The organism is Gandjariella thermophila, assembly GCF_005405885.1.
Lineage (GTDB): Bacteria > Actinomycetota > Actinomycetes > Mycobacteriales > Pseudonocardiaceae > Gandjariella > Gandjariella thermophila.
The window spans coordinates 69566-89659 of the sequence record NZ_BJFL01000019.1; the positions used below are offsets into that span (position 1 = coordinate 69566).

15 protein-coding genes are annotated in these 20094 nt (G+C 72.9%); 6 read left to right on the top strand and 9 right to left on the bottom strand.

Features of this window, described 5'->3' with window-relative positions; genetic code table 11:
- Positions 1-199 precede the first annotated feature (199 nt).
- The 4 genes from FFT21_RS17755 to FFT21_RS17770 form a co-directional block, all read right to left on the bottom strand.
- Positions 200-3244 carry a helix-turn-helix transcriptional regulator gene (locus FFT21_RS17755; RefSeq protein ID WP_137815006.1) on the bottom strand — a complete coding sequence of 1015 codons (3045 nt, stop codon included), beginning with the start codon at positions 3242-3244 and terminating at the stop codon, positions 200-202.
- A gap of 21 nt (positions 3245-3265) precedes the next feature.
- Entirely contained in the window at positions 3266-3469 is a 204-nt protein-coding gene (locus tag FFT21_RS17760; RefSeq protein WP_192909604.1) for a hypothetical protein, read from the bottom strand.
- 330 nt (positions 3470-3799) lie between these two features.
- Positions 3800-4030, bottom strand: a complete 231-nt coding sequence (locus tag FFT21_RS17765; protein ID WP_225978511.1) for a DUF397 domain-containing protein — start codon at positions 4028-4030, stop codon at positions 3800-3802.
- 13 nt (positions 4031-4043) lie between these two features.
- Positions 4044-4892, bottom strand: a complete 849-nt coding sequence (locus FFT21_RS17770; RefSeq protein WP_137815009.1) for a helix-turn-helix domain-containing protein — start codon at positions 4890-4892, stop codon at positions 4044-4046.
- A gap of 252 nt (positions 4893-5144) precedes the next feature.
- Here FFT21_RS17770 and FFT21_RS17775 point away from each other — a divergent pair, with 252 nt between their 5' ends.
- Positions 5145-5459, top strand: coding sequence for a hypothetical protein (locus FFT21_RS17775; RefSeq protein ID WP_137815010.1), 315 nt, complete (start codon positions 5145-5147; stop codon positions 5457-5459).
- Positions 5460-5865: 406 nt separating this feature from the next.
- Positions 5866-8112, top strand: a complete 2247-nt coding sequence (locus FFT21_RS17780; protein ID WP_137815011.1) for a SulP family inorganic anion transporter — start codon at positions 5866-5868, stop codon at positions 8110-8112.
- Position 8113: 1 nt separating this feature from the next.
- On the opposite strand, the gene dacB is transcribed toward FFT21_RS17780, so the two are convergent.
- Together dacB and gnd are read right to left on the bottom strand one after the other, a co-directional pair.
- Positions 8114-9271, bottom strand: a complete 1158-nt coding sequence (dacB, locus tag FFT21_RS17785; protein WP_137815012.1) for a D-alanyl-D-alanine carboxypeptidase/D-alanyl-D-alanine endopeptidase — start codon at positions 9269-9271, stop codon at positions 8114-8116.
- A 29-nt stretch (positions 9272-9300) separates the two neighbouring features.
- Complete coding sequence (gnd, locus tag FFT21_RS17790) at positions 9301-10749, bottom strand: NADP-dependent phosphogluconate dehydrogenase (protein WP_137815013.1); 1449 nt, start codon at positions 10747-10749, stop codon at positions 9301-9303.
- Positions 10750-10993: 244 nt separating this feature from the next.
- On the opposite strand from gnd, the gene FFT21_RS17795 reads away from it, so the two are divergent.
- Complete coding sequence (locus tag FFT21_RS17795) at positions 10994-12019, top strand: tetratricopeptide repeat protein (RefSeq protein WP_137815014.1); 1026 nt, start codon at positions 10994-10996, stop codon at positions 12017-12019.
- A gap of 151 nt (positions 12020-12170) precedes the next feature.
- Complete coding sequence (locus FFT21_RS17800; protein WP_137815015.1) at positions 12171-13121, top strand: undecaprenyl-diphosphate phosphatase; 951 nt, start codon at positions 12171-12173, stop codon at positions 13119-13121.
- 8 nt (positions 13122-13129) lie between these two features.
- On the opposite strand, the gene tesB is transcribed toward FFT21_RS17800, so the two are convergent.
- From tesB to FFT21_RS17815, 3 genes are all read right to left on the bottom strand, one after another.
- Entirely contained in the window at positions 13130-14074 is a 945-nt protein-coding gene (tesB, locus tag FFT21_RS17805) for an acyl-CoA thioesterase II (protein ID WP_137815016.1), read from the bottom strand.
- A 48-nt stretch (positions 14075-14122) separates the two neighbouring features.
- The gene (gene pyk / locus FFT21_RS17810) at positions 14123-15547 is read right to left on the bottom strand and encodes a pyruvate kinase (RefSeq protein ID WP_137815017.1); all 1425 of its coding nucleotides are present in this window, start codon (positions 15545-15547) and stop codon (positions 14123-14125) included.
- 138 nt (positions 15548-15685) lie between these two features.
- The gene (locus FFT21_RS17815; RefSeq protein WP_137815018.1) at positions 15686-16345 is read right to left on the bottom strand and encodes a DUF2461 domain-containing protein; all 660 of its coding nucleotides are present in this window, start codon (positions 16343-16345) and stop codon (positions 15686-15688) included.
- Between the two features lie 97 nt (positions 16346-16442).
- Here FFT21_RS17815 and FFT21_RS17820 point away from each other — a divergent pair, with 97 nt between their 5' ends.
- Both FFT21_RS17820 and FFT21_RS17825 read left to right on the top strand, forming a co-directional pair.
- Complete coding sequence (locus FFT21_RS17820) at positions 16443-19427, top strand: alpha-mannosidase (protein WP_137815019.1); 2985 nt, start codon at positions 16443-16445, stop codon at positions 19425-19427.
- A gap of 197 nt (positions 19428-19624) precedes the next feature.
- A complete protein-coding gene (locus FFT21_RS17825; RefSeq protein ID WP_137815020.1) occupies positions 19625-20092 on the top strand; it encodes a hypothetical protein in 468 nt (155 codons plus the stop codon).
- Positions 20093-20094 lie beyond the last annotated feature (2 nt).

Here is a 20094-nt window from a genome sequence, read left to right on the forward strand (position 1 = left end):
GCACCCGGGTCGCAGGGAACCCTGACAGGCTGTTCCGGAGCCGGACTGACCGGCGATGCTGATTTCGGGGGGAACGCGCCGGGGCGAAGCCCCTGCGATCGTGGGGCGGGGCGAGCCACCAGGACAAACCGGGGCGTGCCCGGTCGCCGCGAGCCCCGGCGACACGATCGCGGCGCGCGTTCCGGAATAAGCACTGAGATCAGCCGTCGGGGACGCGGGCGATGAGTCCGCGATCGTAGGCGATGGCGACGGCCTCCGCGCGGCGGCTCGCGCCGAGCTTGGCCATCACCCGGGACAGGTGCACGCTCACCGTCTTCTCGCTGATGAACAGCTCCTCGCCGACCTGGCGGTTGGTGCGGCCGAGAGCGACCAGATCGAGTACGGCGCGCTCCCTGGGGGTCAGCGGGTCGGGCCCGGCGGCCGGCGGGGCGGCGGCGGGGGCCACCGCGATCCTGGCCCGGCGGGCGAGTTGGGTCACCGCGTCCCGCAGCGGGAGCGCACCGAGGGACTCCGCCGCCTCGTGTGCGGCGCTGAGTTCCTCGGCCGCCTCGTCCCGGCGCTGCGCGGCGATCAGCGCGGCGCCCAGCCGCCACCGGCACACCGCGGCCCGGTACACCTCGCCGTACCCGGCGAATGCCTCGGCGGCGGCCCGCCACGCGGCCGGGTCACCCGCGCCGCCCAGCCGGCCGCGTTCCGCGGCCAGCCTGGCCAGCCAGGCCCGCCCCTCCGGGCCCAGCTCGCCGCTGCGCGGCCGCGACCCGGACGGGTCCCCGAGCCGGTCGACCAGCGTGGCGGCCGCGGCGACCGCGGCGCGTTCGGCCTCGGCGTCCCGGTTCCGGCGGGCCTGATCGGCGAGGTCGGCGTGCGCCGCGACGCCCAGCGCGGCCAGCCGGATGGCGGGGATCGGCCAGTCCGGGTCGATCTCACGCATCCGGCGCAACGCCCGGTCCAGCAGCTCCGCCGCCTCCCGAGGGCGGCCCTGCCAGCAGGCCAGCTCGGCTCCCGCGGCGGCGCTGAGCCGCACGATCTGCATGTCCAGGTGCCACTCGGCGGTCAGCTGCGCCAGCAGCCGCTCGGCCTCGCCGAAGCGGCCGCGGTTCACCAGCAGCGACGCCCCGGCGGCGGCCAGCCGGGCGGACACCGTGCTGGACACCCGCCGGCCGGGTGGCTCGGCGGCGGCCGCCGCGCCGTCCCAGTCGCCCCGGGCCTCCCGCACCACGATCTGCAGGATGCGCAGCTCCAGCCCGTAGGCGCTCCAGGTCAGCCCGGCGTCCCTGGCGCGGGCCACCGCCTCGTCCACCACCAGTGCGGCCGCGTCCAGCAGGCCTTGCTCGTAGCGGTTGACCGCGAGGTTGTACCGGGCGCGCAGCTCGACGTTCAGCGCGTCGACGCCGCGGGCCAGCTCCACCGCCTCGGTCAGCCGCTTGGCGCTGGTGTCCGGGCTGGCCGCCATGTCGTCCAGCACCGCCATGGTGATCAGCGCGTCCGCCTCGGCGCTGACCGTGCCGGACTCGCGCGCGTGCCGCACCGCCTGCTCGGCGCACACGCGCGCCTCCGCCATGCCCGCGGAGGCGCGCAGCACCCTCGCCCGCACCGCCAGCACCCAGGCGCTGGTGTGGCTGGGCGGGCGGTCCCGCACCAACTCCCAGGCGCGTTCGACGCACTCCGCCGCTTCGGCCTCCTTGCCGTCCAGCGCGAACAGCGCCTGGGCCAGCCGGCGGCGGGCCTCGGCGGCCCGCTCGGGAACGCCGGTGCGGTCGGCCAACTCCACCGCGGACCGCGCGTAGGCGACCGCCCGCTCCGGCTCGCCGGCCGTGCCAGCCACGTAGGAGGACCTGCCGTACAGCGAGGCCTCGTCCACCCCGGGCGGGCGGGCCGCCTCCGGCACCGCGCACCACAGCTTGAGCGCCTGCTCGAAGTGCCGCAGCGCGGCGGCCGGGGCGCCGAGGTCACGCGCCTCCTGGGCGGCGGCCACGGAGGCGGCCAGGGCCTGCGGCAACGCGTGACTTTCCATGCTGTGGTGGGCCAGCGCCGCCGCCGCGCCGCGCACGCCCTGCTCGGTCGCCAGCTGCCGGGCGTAGGCGGCGTGCAGCCGCACCCGCTCGCCGGGCAGCAGGTCGCCGTACACCGCCTCGTGCAGCAGCGCGTGCCGGAACGCCAGCAGGTCCTCGTCGCCGTCCACCACGAGCACGTGATGCGCCACCGCTTCGCGCAGCGCGTCGTGGAGTTCGGCGTCGGTCATGGGCTCACGGCCGGTGTCGTCGGCGTCCAGTGCGGCCACCGCGCGCAGCCGGGCGTGCCGCACCCAGCGACCGGACACCGAGGCCATCCGAACCACCCGCTGCGCGGCCGGGCTGAGCCGCTCCACCCGGGCCAGCAGCACGTCGACCAGCACCCAGGGCAGCCCGTCGGCGCAGTCCGCGTACGCGGCGACCAGTTCCTCGGCGAAGAAGGCGTTGCCCTCAGAGCGCTCCGCGATCTGCGCGACCGCGGACTCCGGCAGTGTGCCGTCGGCCAGCGCGGAGACGAAGGCGCGGGCATCCTCCGGGCCGAACGGGGCGAGCTCCAGCCGTTCCACCGCGGGCAGCCGGACCAGCTCGGCGAGCAGCAGGCGCAGCGGATGGGTGCGGTGCAGGTCGTCGGCGCGGTAACTGACCAGCACGAGCAGCCGCTGCGCGCGCAGCCGGGCGAGCAGGAAGGAGAGCAGGTTCCGGGTGGACGCCTCGGCCCAGTGCACGTCCTCCACGACGAGCAGCACGCATCGCTGCTCGGCCAGCTCACCGAGCAGGCCGTGCGCCGCGTCGAAGAGCTGAAGCTGGCCCATGTCCTGCGCGGTGCGGACGCCGACCTCGGGGGCGACCATGCCGGCCCCGGAGTCGTGATTGCGCTCGGATGCCGCGGGCGTGGCCAGCCCGGGCAGCAGCCGGCCGAGCGCGGGGCGGGCGCGGACGGCGCCGAGGGCTTCGGGTGGAACCTGCCCGAACGCCTCGGCGAAGGGCAGGTACGGCAGCCCCGTCTCGCCCACGTCCACGCAGCGCCCGGTGAGCACGAGGGCGCCCTGCTCCTCTGCCACCCTGGTCAGCTCGCTGACCAGCCGGGACTTGCCCACGCCCGCGTCACCGGAGAGCAGCACGGCTCCCGCCGAGCCGGCCGCGGCACGGTCCAGCGCGGCGCGCAGCCCGCGCATCTCCCGGCCGCGCGCCACCAGCGGAATTCCCGAGCCGAGCCGCGCCACGGTCGGCATGTTCGCACACCACCCCGACAATCAGCGGCGGCTTTCGCCGCGGGCATGTGCCCAGGTGCGCAACCGCCGCCACCAGCGGGGCTGGGGCCGGGAAACGCGCAGCCGCGGCTGCCCGTGCCAGGCGGCCGACCGCGCGTCCTCAAGCTGCCGTGCGGCGGCCAGCTCGCGCAGCTTCCGCTGCCGGTAGTCCACCTCCGCCTTGATGGCTTCCGGCGTCCAGTCCATCTCGATCACCTCGTCGTCGGTGCTTCTCGTACGACACTGAGGCTGGTCGTGAGGGGGTACGGCGGGCATCGGGCGATCACGCAGTGCTTCGGCGCGGATCCCTTACCCGTGACACGTGGACCCGGCGCGGCGACGAACCGGCCCGCCGAACTGGTCAGTGCACGGAGTAGCGTCCAACCGTCGCCGTCGTCAAGCCCACGACTCCCGGCCATCGGAGAACAAGCGCCGGGGCGAACGAACGCCATGGAAGTACGGACGCGGCGGGACAGCCATCAGGCCGTCGCCGCCGCGTTCGTGACAAGACAGATCAGTCAACTCATCGGCCAGTGCTCAGCCCTGCACGTCGACCGCACCGGTGTCCAGATCGAACACTCCACCCTTGGCGGCGGTCAGGAACGCCGCCCACAGGGAGGGACCGAACAGCAGGGCGCCGCCGCTGGGCCGCTTGGAGTCCCGCACCGCTGTACCACCGCCCCAGTGAGAGACCTCGACACAGTCGGCCCCGCTGCTGGTGCTTCGGCTGCTCTTCCGCCACTGAGCGGCTAAGAACTCCACGGCCACTACCTCCCGCGCGTCAGGACATGTCGCGAGCGATGGCAGCGATCAACGCGTCCGACTGGTCAGGGGGCAACGCCGATGCCGTCAGTTGCTCGAACATGCTTGCGTACCTCTGGACGTCCTCGCTGTGCTCCAAATAGACGCCACTTCTGGTGCTTTCGATGTATACCACGTCGGGATCGCGGTGCTCGGGGAAGCCCAAGATCACGAACGGGCCATCCATCCCGGCGTGTCCACCAGCGGAAAACGGAGCCACCTGAAGGGTGACGTTGGGCAGCGTGACGGCCTCCCGCAACCGGTCCAGTTGCTCGCGCATGACCGCACGGCCACCCACCAAACGGCGTAACGCGGCCTCGTCCACCACCGCCCACAGGGTGAGCGGGTCGTCCTCCACGAGGAGCGCCTGCCTGGCCGCGCGCACCTGGACGCGGCGGTTGATCTCCTCCTCGGACACGTCCGAGCGCACCTGGCGGATGAGGGCCCTGATGTATCCCTCGGACTGCAGCAGCCCGGGGATGAGCAGCCCCTGGTAGGTGCGCACCGATTCGGCCTCGGCCTCCAGGCCGACGTACGGACCCGGCACGACGTCGCCGTACGCCGTCCACCAGGCCTTGCGCCTGGCCTCCCTCGCCAGCTGGACGAGTTCGTCCACCTGGGCACTGTCCACTCCGTACAGCGCGAGCATGTCGCGGACGTCGCGGGGGCCGACGCCGACCCGGCCGGTCTCGATCCGGCTGATCTTGGACGCCGAGCACTCCAGCTTCTCGGCCACCTCCTCGATGGTGAGCCCGGCACTCTCCCGGAGGCGTCGCAGCTCGTTCACCAGGCGCCTCCTCCGAACCGTGGGACTTTTACCCCGAGCCACGACTACCTACCTCCCGTCACGCGCACAGTCTGTGACTGGCCGGATGACACGCAAAGAGCTGTCATCCAATCGTGTATTGCAACTTGCAGATTCCCCTCGACCAGGCGAAAGCTGATCAGCCGTCAGACAGTGTCCAGTCCACCGGGGAACACCGAACGAGGCGACAAGGGGGCAGGCGATGACCGACAGCAAGGATCGGGGCGACAGACGCCAGGACCGTTCCCGCCCTGACGGGCACGGACGGTGATCGCCATGCCCACACCGGTGTTCAAGCAACTCGACCGCTCCCTGCACGATCACCTGGCCGACGTCATGCGGCTGGCCTCGTACGCGGATGACCGTACCGCCGCCGGCCTGGCCAGGGACGAACTTCCTCGCATCGTCACGGCGTTAGAGGCGCTGCTGCGCGAGCATCGGCCGGACGACCACGGCAGATGCCCGACCTGCCGCACCAGGTGGCTGAGCCGCCGTGCGCCCACGCCCTGCCGCGCCTACCTGGCCGCGCACCTCTGCCTCACCCTGGCCACGGCGGAACGCGCCCGGCGCAACGCCACCTCCACGGGGTAGCCACCCCTTCCCGAACGGGCCTCCGGGGCACCCCGGTGGCTCGCACCCGGATGACGCATCCTCCTCGACGCGCCCGCTCCGTGCGTCATCCGGTTGCCCCACGGCGGTGGGGCCGGAACCGTCCCCGACCGGCGCCGGCCCCACCGCCTTCCCGTGTCTCCGCACCAGAACGGTCCGTCCACAGCGGACAAACCACATGTCCGGGTGGCCGTTCACCCGCCGGGCGAAGGTCATCTGTGGTATGAGTGGAGATGCGACGTTATGGACGTAGTTCGCGAAGTGGACATCGCCGTCGTCCGGGTCCCATTGCCGCGCCCCGACCGGCAGTTCCGTTGTCCACGGTTGAGCCGGGTCGCACTGCCCGCGCCCACGCTCGTCCCGACCACACCGACCCGAGGAGATCGGCATGGCCGACCGCCGCACACCCGCAGCCGAATCCCGCACGGCCGACCCACCACCCGCCTCGACCGGGCTGCACACGCTGTTGCGGCACGACGTTCCCGCCTCGCTGGTGGTCTTCCTGATCGCCATTCCGCTCTCCCTGGGCATCGCCGCCGCGTCCGGTGCGCCGCTGATCGCCGGCCTGATCGCCGCGGTCGTCGGCGGTCTGGTATGCGGCCTGCTGGGCGGGACTCCGCTGGCGGTGAGCGGGCCGGCCGCGGGGCTGGTCGCACTGGTCGCCGGGGTGGTCAGCGAGTACGGCTGGGCGGCGACCGCGGCCATCGTCGCCGCCGCCGGCGTGGTGCAACTGCTGCTCGGTCTGACCAGGCTGGGCCGCCTGGCGATGTCGCTGTCCCCCGCCGTGGTGCGCGGCATGCTGGCCGGTATCGGGGTGACCATCATGGCCGGCCAGTTGCACGTGGTGCTGGGCGGCAAGGCCGCCAGCGAGGTGCTGGACAACCTCAGCGGCCTGCCCGGACGGATGATGACCGGCATCAACGGGGCCTCGGCGCTGGTCGGCGCGGTCACCATCGCGCTGCTGCTGGTCTGGCCGAGGCTGCCGCGCATGTCCGTGGTGCCGGCGCCGCTGGTCGCCGTGGTGGCGGCGACCGCGCTGGCCACGACGCTGCGGCTGCCCGTGGAACGCGTGGACCTCCCGGACGCACCGCTGGCCGGGATCACGCTGCCACGGCTGCCCTCCGGCGAGCTGGCCGGCATCCTCGTCGCCGTGGTCACCATCGCGGTGGTGGCCAGTGTGGAGTCGCTGCTCTCCGCGGTCGCGGTGGACAAGATGCACGACGGCCAGCGCGCCGACCTGGACCGCGAACTCATCGCGCAGGGCGCGGCCAACACGGTGTCCGGCCTGCTCGGCGGCCTCCCGGTGACCGGCGTGATCGTCCGCAGCTCGACCAACGTGGCGGCCGGCGCCCGCACCCGCGCGTCCGCTGTGCTGCACGGCGTGTGGGTGGCGGTGTTCGTGCTGCTGCTCGCGTCCACCCTGGAGCTGATCCCGATGGCGGCACTGGCCGGCGTGCTCGTCGTGATGGGTGCGAAGCTGATCAGCATCGCGCAGGTGAGGGCGCTGTGGCGGCACCGGGAGCTGGTCGCCTACCTGGCCACCGTGGTGGGCGTGGTGCTGCTCGGCCTGCTCGAGGGCGTGCTGGTGGGTCTCGCGGTGGCCGCGGTCGGCGCGCTGTACCGGCTCACCCACTTCGCGGTGCGCACCGAGGAGCAGGACAACGGTGCGTGGCGGGTGGTCGTGCACGGCTCGCTGGTGTTCCTCGGTGTCGGCCGGCTGGCCCGCGAGCTGCGCCGCATCCCCCAGGGTCGGCGGGTGCGGCTGGAGTTGCATGTGGACCTGATGGACCACGCCGGCTTCGAGGCGATCGACGACTGGCGCACCAGCTACCAGCGGCTCGGCGGCACCGTCGAGGTGGACGAGGTCCACGACACCTGGTACGACCGCGCCGTCCGTGGCCGGCTGGGGCCGCGCAGGACGCTGCCCGGACCGCTGCCGCGCTGGTTCGCGCCGTGGTCGCACTGGCAGCGGGTGCATCACGAGGCGGAGGGGCAGGCGGCGCGCGACGGCGTCGACCCGATGCTGGTCGGGATGCGGGAGTTCGAGCGGCGGTCCGCCGAGCTGGTCCGGCCGTTCCTGTCCGAGCTGGCCAGCCGGGGGCAGCGCCCGGGGCAGCTCTTCATCACCTGCGCCGACTCCCGCGTGGTGCCCAACCTGATCACCAGCAGCGGGCCGGGCGACCTGTTCTGCGTGCGCAACATCGGCAACCTGGTACCCGCCGCGGACGCCGCGGACGACGCCTCGGTCGGCGCCGCCATCGAGTACGCGGTGGGTGTGCTGGGTGTGCGGCGGATCGTGGTGTGCGGGCACTCGCACTGCGGCGCCATGGCCGCGGTGCTGGCCGGGTCCGCGCCGCCCGGCTCGCACCTGCACACCTGGCTGCGCCACGCCGAGCCGAGCGTGCGGCGCTTCCACGCCACCGGCGCCGCCGGTCCCGAGGACCTGCCGGCCGAGGAGCGGCTGTGCCTGGTCAACGTCAGCCAGCAGGTGGACAACCTGCGCAGCTACCCAGCCGTGCGGGAGGCGGTGGACGCCGGCCGGCTGGAACTGGCCGGGCTGTACTTCGACATCTCCGCCGCGCGGGTGTTCCTGGTGGACACGCAGCGAGCCGCGCTGCAACCGGTTCCGGCCTGAGCTAGCAGGTTCTGGCCCAGGTGCACTCCAGGTCCGCGCCGCGCGAGGGTGCCGCCGCCCCGCGCGGCGCGGGCACGGCATGCGGCCGCGGCCGGTCGTCGGCTCCGCGGTAGCTGGCCAGCCGCACCGCGACCGCGTCCTCCAGCGGCCGCAGGTCGGCGGCGGACACCAGCGCGTTGTTCTCCATCAGGGAGAACACCAGGCGTTCCCCGTTCGCGGCGGTGACGTAGCCGGACAGCGCGGACACCCCGGTGTAGGAGCCGGTCTTGGCGTGCACGTTGCCCTCGGCGGGGGTGCCGCGCATGCGGTTGCGCAGCATGCCGCCGACCAGCCGGTCCGGTTCGCCGGCGACGGGCAGCGCGTCGTACCAGGCGGGGAACCACGGCTTCCCCCGTGCCGCGACGAGCAGCGCGGCGACGTCGTCCGGGGCCACCTGGTCCATTCTGGACAGTCCGGAGCCGTCGACCATGCGCACTCCGGACGCCCTCACCCCGAGGCCGGCGAGCGCGTCGGCCAGCGCCTGGGTGCCGGCGTCCCAACTGCCCTGCCCGGACACCTTCCGGCCGGCCGCCTTGACCAGGGCCTCCGCGTGCATGTTGTTGCTCAGCTTGAGGAACGGCACGAGAAGCTGGGACAGCGGCATCGAGTCGCGCCGGGCCACGGTGCGCGCAGCGGCCGGGGTGGCGCGGTAGGCGGTGCCGCCGAGCACCCGCACGCCGTGGTCGGCGAGCGCCCCGCGGAACACCGCGGCCACGAACGCCGCCGGGTGCCACACCGCGATGTACTCGGTGTCCGGCGCGGCACCGGCCGGGATCGACCCGGTGACCCGGACGACGTTGGTGCCGTGGTCGCGGTCCACGGTCACGGTGGACGCGCCACCCGCCGGCCCGGTGACCGCCCGGTTGTCCACCCGGATGACGCCGTTCGGCGGGTCCACGGTGACCGTGGCCGGCCGCCCGGCGGCGCCGGGGGCGACCCGGACGATGACCGAGCCGGCGTCGTAGTCGGTGTCCGGGGCGATGGTGAGGGCGGAGACCTGCGCGTCGTAGTAGCACGGCTCGTCGTCCCAGGCCCAGCCGGGTGCCGCGGCGGACAGCAGGACCCCCCTTTCCGCATTCAGCGGGCTCGACGGCGCTCGGAGAACACCCGAAACGCCCATCGAGCCCGCTGAATGCGGGGGAGTCGGCGTCAGGTGCCAATCTCGGTGCGGCCCTCCGACCAGAGGGTGTGGAACACGCCGTCCCGGTCCACCCGGCGGTAGGTGTGCGCGCCGAAGAAGTCGCGCAGCCCCTGCACCAGCGCGGCGGGCAGCCGCTCGGCGCGCAGCGCGTCGTGGTAGGCCAGCGCCGAGGAGAACCCGGGCGCGGGCACCCCGGACTCGACCGCGGTGGCCACCACCCGCCGCCACGCGGCCTCGCCGTCCGACACCGCGCCGGCGAAGTAGTCGTCCACCAGCAGCGAGGGCAGGTCGGCGTTGCCGTGGTAGGCCTGGCGGATGCGGTCCAGGAACCGGGCCCGGATGATGCAGCCGCCCCGCCAGATGGTGGCCATCGCACCGAGGTCGATGCCCCAGCCGTAGAACTCGCTGGCCGCCCGGATCTGGTCGAAGCCCTGCGCGTAGGCGACCACCTTGGAGGCGTACAGCGCCTGCCGGACGTCCTCCACGAACGCCTGCCGGTCGCCGACCTTCGCGGTGCCGCTGCTGGCGCCGAGCGCGCCCCGGGCCGCGGCGCGCTGGCCGGCCCGGGCGGACAGCGAGCGGGCGAACACCGCCTCGGCGATGCCGGTGACCGGGATGCCAAGTTCCAGCGCCTCCTGCACGGTCCACCGGCCGGTGCCCTTCTGCTCGGCCTCGTCGGCGACCACGTCCACGAACGGCCGGCCGGTGGCGGCGTCGACGTGCCCCAGCACCTCGGCGGTGATCTCCACCAGGTAGGACTCCAGGTCGCCCGAGTTCCAGGTGCGGAACACCTCGGCGATCTCCGCCGGCTCCAGGCCGGCCGCGCGGCGCAGCAGGTCGTAGGACTCGGCGATGAGCTGCATGTCGGCGTACTCGATGCCGTTGTGCACCATCTTCACGAAGTGGCCGGCCCCGTCCGGGCCGACGTGGGTGCAGCACGGCTGGCCGTCCACCTGCGCCGCGATGGACTCCAGCACTGGGCCGAGGTGCTGGTAGGACTCGGCGGACCCGCCGGGCATGATGCTCGGCCCGTTCAGCGCGCCCTCCTCGCCGCCGGAGATGCCGGTGCCGACGAAGTGCAGCCCGCGCTCGCGCAGCACGGTCTCCCGCCGGCGGGTGTCCGCGAAGTGCGCGTTGCCGCCGTCCACCACCATGTCGCCCGGTTCCAGCAGCTCCACCAGCTCGTCGATGACGGCGTCGGTGGGCTGGCCGGCCTTCACCATGACGATCACCTGCCGGGGCCGCTGCAGCGACGCGACCAGGTCGGCCATGGACTCGGCCGGCACGAAGTCCCCCTCGTCGCCGTGCTTGTCCAGCAGGGTCTGGGTGCGGGTCATGGACCGGTTGTGCACGGCCACCCGGTAGCCGTGGCGGGCCAGGTTGCGGGCGAGGTTGCCGCCCATGGTCGCGAGACCGGTGACCCCGATTCGCGCCGTGCCGTTCGTGCTGTTCACCATGCCCCAAGCCTGCCCTTTCCGCCGACGGACGGCCACCTCCCCCGCAGGCGAGTCACCCGCCGGCCGCCGATCCCCTCAGGGTTTACCGTCCAAATCCCCGACTCCGGTATGACAACCGGCGCCGACGAATACGCCGACGGGCGAGAGCACGGTTCGACACCAGACCGATTCGGGGAGCGGTCCGCCAGTCCTACGTTCACCCCCACAGATCGTGGAAACCCGGGAACGGAGGGAGAGAAACGCCTTGTACCGTCAGGCATTCGCGCCGGAATACCAAGGAGCGCTGAAGTCCCTTTCGGTCAACGCCTCCTATGCGGACGTGCTACGCAGCGCCGAGGAGCAGCGGCGGCAAGCGGAGCGGTCCGGCTCGCCACTGGCGGCGGCGCAGGCCAACCTCGCGGTCGCCGAGGCGTGCCGCCGGCTCGGCCGGGTGGACGAGGCGGACCGGGCGTGGAAGGAGAGCTACCGGGCGGCCCGCACCGCAGCCGACCTCCCCGCGATGGCCTGGGCATTGTGGAGCGGCGGCACGCTGGCCCGGCAGCGCGGGAACTTCCCGCTGGCCCGCCGCTGGCTGACCGCCGCGGCCCGGCTCGCCGAGCGCGGCGGGGACCGGCTCGCCCGCGGCTACGCGCTCGCCGGGATCGCCGAGACCGGACGTATCCAGGGCGACTACGAAAACGTCATCGAACTCCACCAGGAATTGCTGGCCGAAGCCAGGGAACGCGGCGAGGCCCGGCACATCGTGTGGGCGATGGAGGGGCTCGCGCAGATCTACCGGAACACCGGAAGGCACGATCGCGCGCTGACCATGTTCCGCGACGCGGTGCGGATCGCCACCGCCGCCGGTGACGCGCGCGGCCGCGCCTGGGCGTTACGCGGGGTCGCCGACATCGTCTCCCTGCAGGGCGATCCGGATCGCGCGCTGGAACTGCTCGACGAGGCCGCGGAAACGTGCCGGCGGATGAACCTGGAAAGCGCGCTGGCCTACAACCACAAGATGCGCGGAAACGTGCTCTACCGGGCCGGCCGCTACGACGAGGCCCGCGAGGTGTACGGCTCGACGGTGCGGGAGTTCCGAGCTATCGGCGAGCCGCGTGGCGAGGCCCTGGCCCGGCTCGGCCTGGTGAAGAGCCTGGCCCGGCTGGGTTGGCCACGGGCCGAGACCGAGCGGGACCTCGCCGAGTTGCGCGCCCAGTTCGAGCGGGCCGGCCTGCACCACGCCAGGGACATGGTGGACCGGGCCCGGGCCGAACTGTTCGGCGAACCCTGACTCACCCCGGTGGGGGCGCGTCCGCGACCCGAGCCCGGCGGTTCCCGGAGGGCCGGACTCGTTTAGGCTGCCGAGGACAAGCCTCGGGCGTCGCGGCGCCAGCCGACGCCCCGTGCCAGGACCAGGCACATCCCTCGTCGGAAGGCGATCGATGCCCGACTTGACATACCCCGAAGCGATCGTGATCGGCCTGCTGCAGGGAGTCAGCGAGCTGTTCCCGGTGTCCAGCCTGGGCCACAGCGTGCTGCTGCCCGCGCTGATCGGCGGCAAGTGGGCGCAGGACCTGAGCATCACCGCCGAGGGCTCGCCGTACCTGGCCGTGCTGGTGGCCATGCACGTGGCCACCGCAGCCGCCCTGGTGATCTTCTTCTGGCGGGACTGGGTGCGCGTGGTCGGCGGGCTGGTCACGTCGATTCGCCATCGCCGGATCGAGACGCCGGACCAGCGGCTGGCCTGGCTGCTCGTGGCGGGCACCATCCCGGTCGGCATCGTCGGTCTGGTCCTCGACCACGTGGCGCGGGAATACCTGGGCAAGCCCATCCCCTCGGCGCTGTTCCTGGCGCTCAACGGGGTGGTGCTCTACGCGGTCGAGCGGCTCCGCCGGGGCAGGGACCGCGACGACGACCTGCCGCTGGAAATGCGGGACACCGTGGTGTTCGCCACCGAGGACACCACGCCGCTGAGCGCGGTGGCCGTGGACGTCGCCTCAGACCGCCGGCTGTCCCGGCTGGGCGTCAAGGAGGCGGTGGTCATCGGCTCGGCGCAGATCTTCGGGCTGTTCCCCGGGTTCAGCCGCTCCGGCGCCACCATCGCCGCCGGGCTGCTGCGCGGGCTGCGCCACGAGGACGCCGCCCGCTTCGCGTTCCTGCTGGCCACCCCGGTCATCGGGGCGGCGGGCCTGCTGAAGATCCCGGAGCTGCTCACCCCCCAGGCGCAGGGTGTGCTCGGTCCGGCGATCCTCGGCAGCCTGCTCGCCGGGGTCGCCGCGTACTTCTCGGTCCGCTTCCTCACCAGGTACTTCGAGACCCGGACGCTGACCCCGTTCGCGATCTACTGCGTGGTCGCCGGCCTCGGCTGCCTGGCCTGGTTCACCCTCGTCTGACGGCCTGTTCAGGAGGCGATGCGCAGCAGGCCCTCCTGGACCACGGTGGCGATCAGCGTGCCGTCCCGGTCGAAGAACCGCCCGGTGGCCAGGCCGCGGCCGCCGGAGGCGCTGGGCGAGGCACAGTCGTAGAGCACCCACTCGTCGGCGCGGAACGGCCGGTGGAACCACATGGCGTGGTCCAGGCTGGCGCCGATGACCCGGTCCAGCCCCCAGTACACGCCGTGCCGGACCAGCACGGCGTCCAGCAGCGTCATGTCCGAGGCGTAGGCCAGCACGCACACGTGCAGCAGGTCGTTGTCCGGCAGGCTGCCGTCGGCCCGCATCCACACCTGGTGGCGGGCGTCCCGCGGGCCGCTCTCCCGGGACAGGAACGCCGGCTCGGTGACGTAGCGCAGGTCGATCGGGCGGGGCAGCTTCGCCATGTCGCCGAGCCGGGCGCCGTACTCGCTGACCCGGTCGGCGAAGCTGGGCAGCGACTCCGGGTCGGGCACCTCGGGCATCGCGTCGGCGTGGTCCAGCCCGTGCTCGCGGAGCTGGAACGAGGCGGACAGCGAGAAGATCGCCTTGCCGTGCTGGATGGCGACCACCCGGCGGGTGGTGAACGACCGGCCGTCCCGGATCCGGTCCACCTCGTAGACGATCGGCACCCGCGGGTCACCGGGACGGATGAAGTACGCGTGCAGGGAGTGCACGTGCCGGTCCTCCGGCACGGTCCTACCAGCGGCGACCAGGGCCTGGCCGGCGACCTGGCCGCCGAACACGCGCACCGGGGACTCCGCCGGGCTGACCCCGCGGAAGATGTTCTCCTCGATGCGCTCCAGATCGAGCAGGGCCACGAGGCGGTCCAGCACCGGCTGACCGCGCGGCACCCCGTCCGGGGTGGTCGGCACGGGCTCCGGCGAGGTCGCGGCGGCGGGATCGGCCGCTGCCGCGCGCGCCAGCTCTGTCACTTGCACTCCCTTGTCCCGCGGACGTCCGCCCGCGGCACCGGGCGGGCGTCAGGCGTGGTCCTCTTCGCCCAGGCGGTGCACCCGGATCAGGTTGGTGGACCCCACCGTGCCCGGCGGCGAGCCGGCCACGATCACCACCAGGTCGCCGGGCTGGTAGCGGCCGATCGAGAGCATCGCCTGGTCCACCTGGCGCACCATCTGGTCGGTCGAGTCCACCTTAGGCACCAGGAACGTTTCGGTGCCCCAGGTGAGAGCAAGCTGACTACGGACGTTCTGCTCGGGCGTGAACGCCAGCAGCGGCAGGTGGGTGTGCAGCCGGGCGAGCCGCCGCACGGTGTCTCCGGACTGCGTGAACGCGACCAGGGCCTTCGCGTTCAGCCGCTCGCCGATGTCCCGGGCGGCGTAGGAGATGACGCCCCGCTTGGTGCGCGGCACGTGGGTCAGCGGCGGCACCGTGGTGGACTCCGACTCCACCGCCTCGATGATCCTGCCCATCGTCTCGACCGACTCGATCGGGTACCGGCCGACGCTGGTCTCGCCGGAGAGCATCAGCGCGTCCGCGCCGTCCAGCACGGCGTTGGCCACGTCGGAGGCTTCGGCCCGGGTCGGCCGCGAGTTGCCGATCATGGAGTCGAGCATCTGGGTGGCCACGATCACCGGCTTGGCGTTCTCCCGGGCGATCTGGATGGCCCGCTTCTGCACCAGCGGCACGTGCTCCAGCGGCAGCTCCACGCCGAGGTCACCGCGGGCCACCATGACGCCGTCGAAGGCGAGAACGACCGCCTCGAGGTTGTCCACCGCCTCCGGCTTCTCCAGCTTGGCGACCACCGGCAGCCGGCCGCCCGCCACCCGGTCCATCACCTGGTGCACGAAGTCGATGTCGGCCGGGGAGCGCACGAAGGACAGCGCGATGAAGTCCACCCCGAGGCTGAGCGCGAACTCCAGGTCCTGCACGTCCTTGTCGGACAGCGGCGGCACGGAGACGTCCATACCGGGCAGCGAGATTCCCTTGTTGTCGCTGACCGGGCCGCCCTCGGTGACCTCGCAGACCACGTCCGGCCCGTCCACCTCGGCGACGACCAGGCCCACCTTGCCGTCGTCGACCAGCAGCCGGTCGCCGGCCTTGGCGTCCTTGGCCAGGCCCTTGTACGTGGTGGAGACCCGGTCGTGCGTGCCGGGGACGTCCTCGACGGTGATGCGGACCACGTCGCCGGTGCGCCACTCGACCGGGCCGGCGGCGAAGCGGCCCAGGCGGATCTTCGGTCCCTGCAGGTCGGCCAGGATGCCGACCGCTCGGCCCGACTCGTTGGAGGCGGCCCGGACCAGCTCGTACACCTGCTTGTGGTCCGCGTGGCTGCCGTGGCTGAAGTTCATCCGGGCCACGTCCATACCGGCCGCGACGAGGTCGCGCACCTTCTCCGCGGTCGCGGTGGCGGGCCCGAGAGTACACACGATCTTGGCACGTCGGCTCACATCACAGCAGCCTAACCGGAGTGGCTGGACCGATCCCGAAGTACCCGTCGGTAATGTGTCGCCGAGACCGATTCGGCACGGAATCCGCCGGTGCCGGCGGGCGGCGGTGAGGTTTCCGTGGCTGCTCGGAACAGGCTGTCAGGGCACCCGGTCGCTGACGCCGACGTGGTCGGCGACCCACTCGTTGAACGGCCGCAGCGCGCGCCAGGCGTCCCGCACCCGGTCGAGGCAGCCGCGCTCGTGCAGCAGGTCGTCCGGCGGCCAGCGGCACACCGCGTAGATGCTGCGGTGCCGCAGCAGGTCCAGCCGTGGATGGTCGGCCGGGTAGTCGCGGGGCCGGGTGCGCAGCGTCTCGCCCCTGATCTCCCAGCCGCCGCTTCGCAGCCCGTCCAGGATGCGGCGCAGGTTCTCGCCGCGGCGGTCCTCCGCCGCCGCCTCCCGGTACCGGGCGAGCTGGTCGGGCTGCAGGTGGAACGCACCGCCGCCGGCCAGCAGCCCATCCGCGCTGACCTGCACGTAGCAGGCGCCGCCGCCACGGCCACGCTCGATCACGCCGCCGCAGTGCGTCTTGTACGGCGCCTTGTCCTTGCTGAACCGCACATCCCGGTACGGCCGGAACACCTTGGCCTCGCCGAACTCGGCGAACTCCTCGGCCAGCTCGGCGAGCAGGGCCTCCATCGGCGCCCGCACGTCGTTCTCGTACACGGCACGGTGGTCCTGCCAGTACGCCTTGGAGTTGTCCGCCGCCAGGCCCTCGTAGAAGTCGACGGCGCCGTCCCCGAATCCCTCGAACCGCACGGCCCGCAGGGTACGTCTGTCCCCCGACAGGTTCCTCGCCCTCGGTGGGCGGCCTCGGCAGACTGACCGTGGGACGCCGATGCGCGAAGGGGCAACCATGCACGACGATCGGATCCTGGTCGAGGGCCGCGTCAACCGGGTGCTGGCCGAGCGGCTGTGGCCGGCGGTCTACCCGGAGTCGGTGCCCGCGGAGGTGGCGGTGTGGCACGCGCCCGGCGAGCCGGTGCCGGTCGCCGACGGCTTGGCCGCCTGCTACGCCCCGATCCGGCCCGGGGAACCGTGGGGTCCACCGTGGGGCACCAGTTGGTTCCGGGTGCGCGGCCAGGTTCCGGAGCGCTGGGCGGGCCGCGCCGTGGAGGCCGTCGTCGACCTCGGCTTCGACCGGGGCATGCCCGGCTTCCAGGCCGAGGGGCTGGTGTACCGGGCGGACGGCACCCCGGTGAAGGGCCTCAGCCCGCGCAACGCCTGGGTGCCGGTGGGCGATCCGGCCACCGGCGGCGAGCCGGTCGAGCTGTACGTGGAGGCGGCGGCCAACCCGACGATCCTGGGTAACCCGCCGTTCGCGCCCACCCCGCTCGGCGATCCGGCCACCGCCGGCGACGCGCCGCTGTACCGGCTGGGCCGGGTGGAGCTGGCGGTGTTCGACGCCGAGGTGTGGGGATTGGCGCACGACGTCGAGGTGCTGGCCCAGCTCATGCGCGAGGTGGACCTGATCAGCCCGCGCCGCTGGGAGATCCTGCGGGCGCTGGAACGCGCGCTGGACGCGCTCGACCTGCAGGACGTGCCCGGCACGGCGGCCGCCGCGCGCAAGCACCTCGCCGGCGTGCTGGCCAGCCCGGCGCACGCCAGCGCGCACCGCATCTGGGCGGTGGGTCACGCGCACATCGACTCGGCGTGGCTGTGGCCGCTGCGGGAGACGGTGCGCAAGGTGGCGCGCACGGCGGCGAACGTGACCGCGCTGATGGACGACCATCCGGAATTCGTGTTCGCGATGTCCCAGGCCCAGCAGTTGGCCTGGCTAGCCGAGCACCACCCGGCGGTGTTCGCCCGGGTGCGGGAGAAGGTGGCCGCCGGGCGGTTCGTCCCGGTCGGCGGTATGTGGGTGGAGTCGGACACCAACATGCCCGGCGGCGAGGCGCTGGCGCGGCAGTTCGTGCACGGCAAGCGCTTCTTCGTCGAGCAGTTCGGGGTGGAGACCGAGGAGGTGTGGCTGCCCGACTCGTTCGGCTACACCGCCGCGCTGCCACAACTCGTGGCGCTGTCCGGGTCGCGGTGGTTCCTCACCCAGAAGATCTCGTGGAGCCAGACGAACCGGTTCCCGCACCACACGTTCTGGTGGGAGGGCATCGACGGCACCCGGGTCTTCACCCACTTCCCGCCGGTGGACACCTACAACGCCGAGTTGTCCGGGCGGGAACTGGCGCACGCCTCGGGCAGCTTCACCGACAAGGGCAACGCGAACTCGTCGCTGGTGCCGTTCGGCTGGGGCGACGGCGGCGGAGGACCGACCAGGGACATGCTGGCCCGCGCCGCGCGCCTGGCCGATCTGGAGGGCTCGCCTCGGGTGACGATCGGTGCGCCGGCCGAGTTCTTCCGGCACGCCGAGGCCGAGTACCCGAACGCGCCGGTGTGGGTGGGTGAGCTGTACCTGGAGTTCCACCGCGGCACCTACACCAGCCAGGCGCGCACCAAGCGCGGCAACCGGCGCAGCGAGCACCTGCTGCGCGAGGCCGAACTGTGGGCGGCCACCGCGGCGGTCCGCACCGGCTTCTGCTACCCGTACGACCGCCTGGACCGGATCTGGAAGACCGTGCTGCTGCACCAGTTCCACGACATCCTGCCCGGATCGTCGATCGCCTGGGTACACCGCGAGGCCGAGCGTGCCTACGCCGCCGTGGCCACCGAACTGGCGGAGATCATCGCCGGTGCGCAGCGCGCGCTGGCCGGTGGCGGCACGGAGCGCATCGTGTTCAACGCGGCGCCGTACGCAAGGGACGGCGTGCCCGCGCTCGGCGCCGCGGTGTCCATTGTGGACGCCGCTCCGGTGCGGGTGCGCGACGGGGTGCTGGACAACGGACTGCTCCGGGTGACCGTGGACGCCGCCGGACTCATCACGTCCATTGTGGACGTCGAGGCGGACCGCGAGGTGGTCGCGCCCGGCGGGCGCGCCAACCTGCTCCAGCTCCACCCCGACTTCCCGAACGCGTGGGACGCCTGGGACGTGGACGCGTTCTACCGCAACACGGTCACCGACCTGACCGCGGTGGACGAGGTCGTCGCCGAGGAGCCGGACGCGATCCGCGTGACGCGCTCGTTCTCCCGCTCCACGGTCTCCCAGGTGCTCCGGCTGCCCGCCGGGGCGAAACGGCTGGAGATCGACACCGAGGTGGACTGGCACGAGACCGAGAAGTTCCTCAAGCTGGCCTTTCCGCTGGACGTGCGCACCGACCGCGCCGCGGCGGAGATCCAGTTCGGCCACGTGTACCGGCCCACGCACGCCAACACGAGCTGGGACGCGGCCAAGTTCGAGGTGTGCGCGCACCGGTGGGTGCACGTCGCGGAACCCGGCTACGGCGTCGCCCTGGCCAACGACGCCACCTACGGCCATGACGTGACCAACTCCCGGCTGACCACCACGGTTCGGGTGTCCCTGCTGCGCGCGCCGCGGTTCCCCGATCCGGACACCGACCATGGCGTGCACCGGTTCCGGCACGCCCTGGTCCCGGGCGCCTCGGTACTCGACGCCGTGCGCGAGGGCTACCGGATCAACCTGCCCGGCCGGGAGTTCCGCGGCGGCCGCCCGGTCGAGCCGCTGGTGTCCGTGGACAACCCGGCCGTGGTCGTCGAGTCGGTGAAGCTCGCCGACGACCGCTCCGGTGACGTCGTGCTCCGGCTGTACGAGGCCGCTGGCGGCCGGGCCCGTGCCCGGGTCACCGCCGGCTTCCCCCTGGCCGGCGCGACATCCACCGACCTGCTGGAACGCCCGTGGCCCACGCCCGCCGAGTACCCCGTCACCGACGGCGGCTTCTCGGTGAGCCTCACCCCGTTCCAGGTGCTCACCCTGCGGCTCGCCCGCCGCTGATCGGACGACCGGCGTAACGGTTGGGCCCGCCGGTCCGACTATGACCGCGAGCCGGCAAAAGATCGCGCGCCGCGACCGGCGGGCACGCGTTTGGGCCGTCCGGGTGAAGGGGGGAACGGCCAGCCGTGGATCAGTGGTCGAATCGACGTATCAGCCGCCACGCACCACAGACGATCTCCGGGGGAGGAACCGTCACGATGGTCAGTTCTGCGCGCCGTGCGGAGTTGCTGCTCGACCCAGAGGTCACCGACGAGTCGGAACACGAACTCGTCGCCACCTTCGGCGCCATGGGTTTCCACGCCGAGAGCCGCAGGAAGCTGCCCCACCGGGGCGCCGCCGAACTCGACTGGCTGGTGCTGGCCGCCCTGCCGCTGCACGCCTTTCTCAGCGGGCTCGGCTCGGCCGCGGTGAAAGACGTTTACCGCGCGGTCAAGACAGTGGCTCGGCGCGCCACCGGGCGGCGGAAAACCGAGACCGGCCACCGGGTTCCGCTCATCCTGCAAGATAGCGAGAGCAAGCTGCAGATCGTGCTGGAGGACGATCTGCCCGTCGAGGCGTACCACCAGCTTGTCGCGCTCGACCTGACGTCCTACCGGCTCGGTCGGCTGCGCTACGACCGGCAGCGGGGCACATGGCGGTCCGAACGCGACGAGGCGGCCGGGTAAGT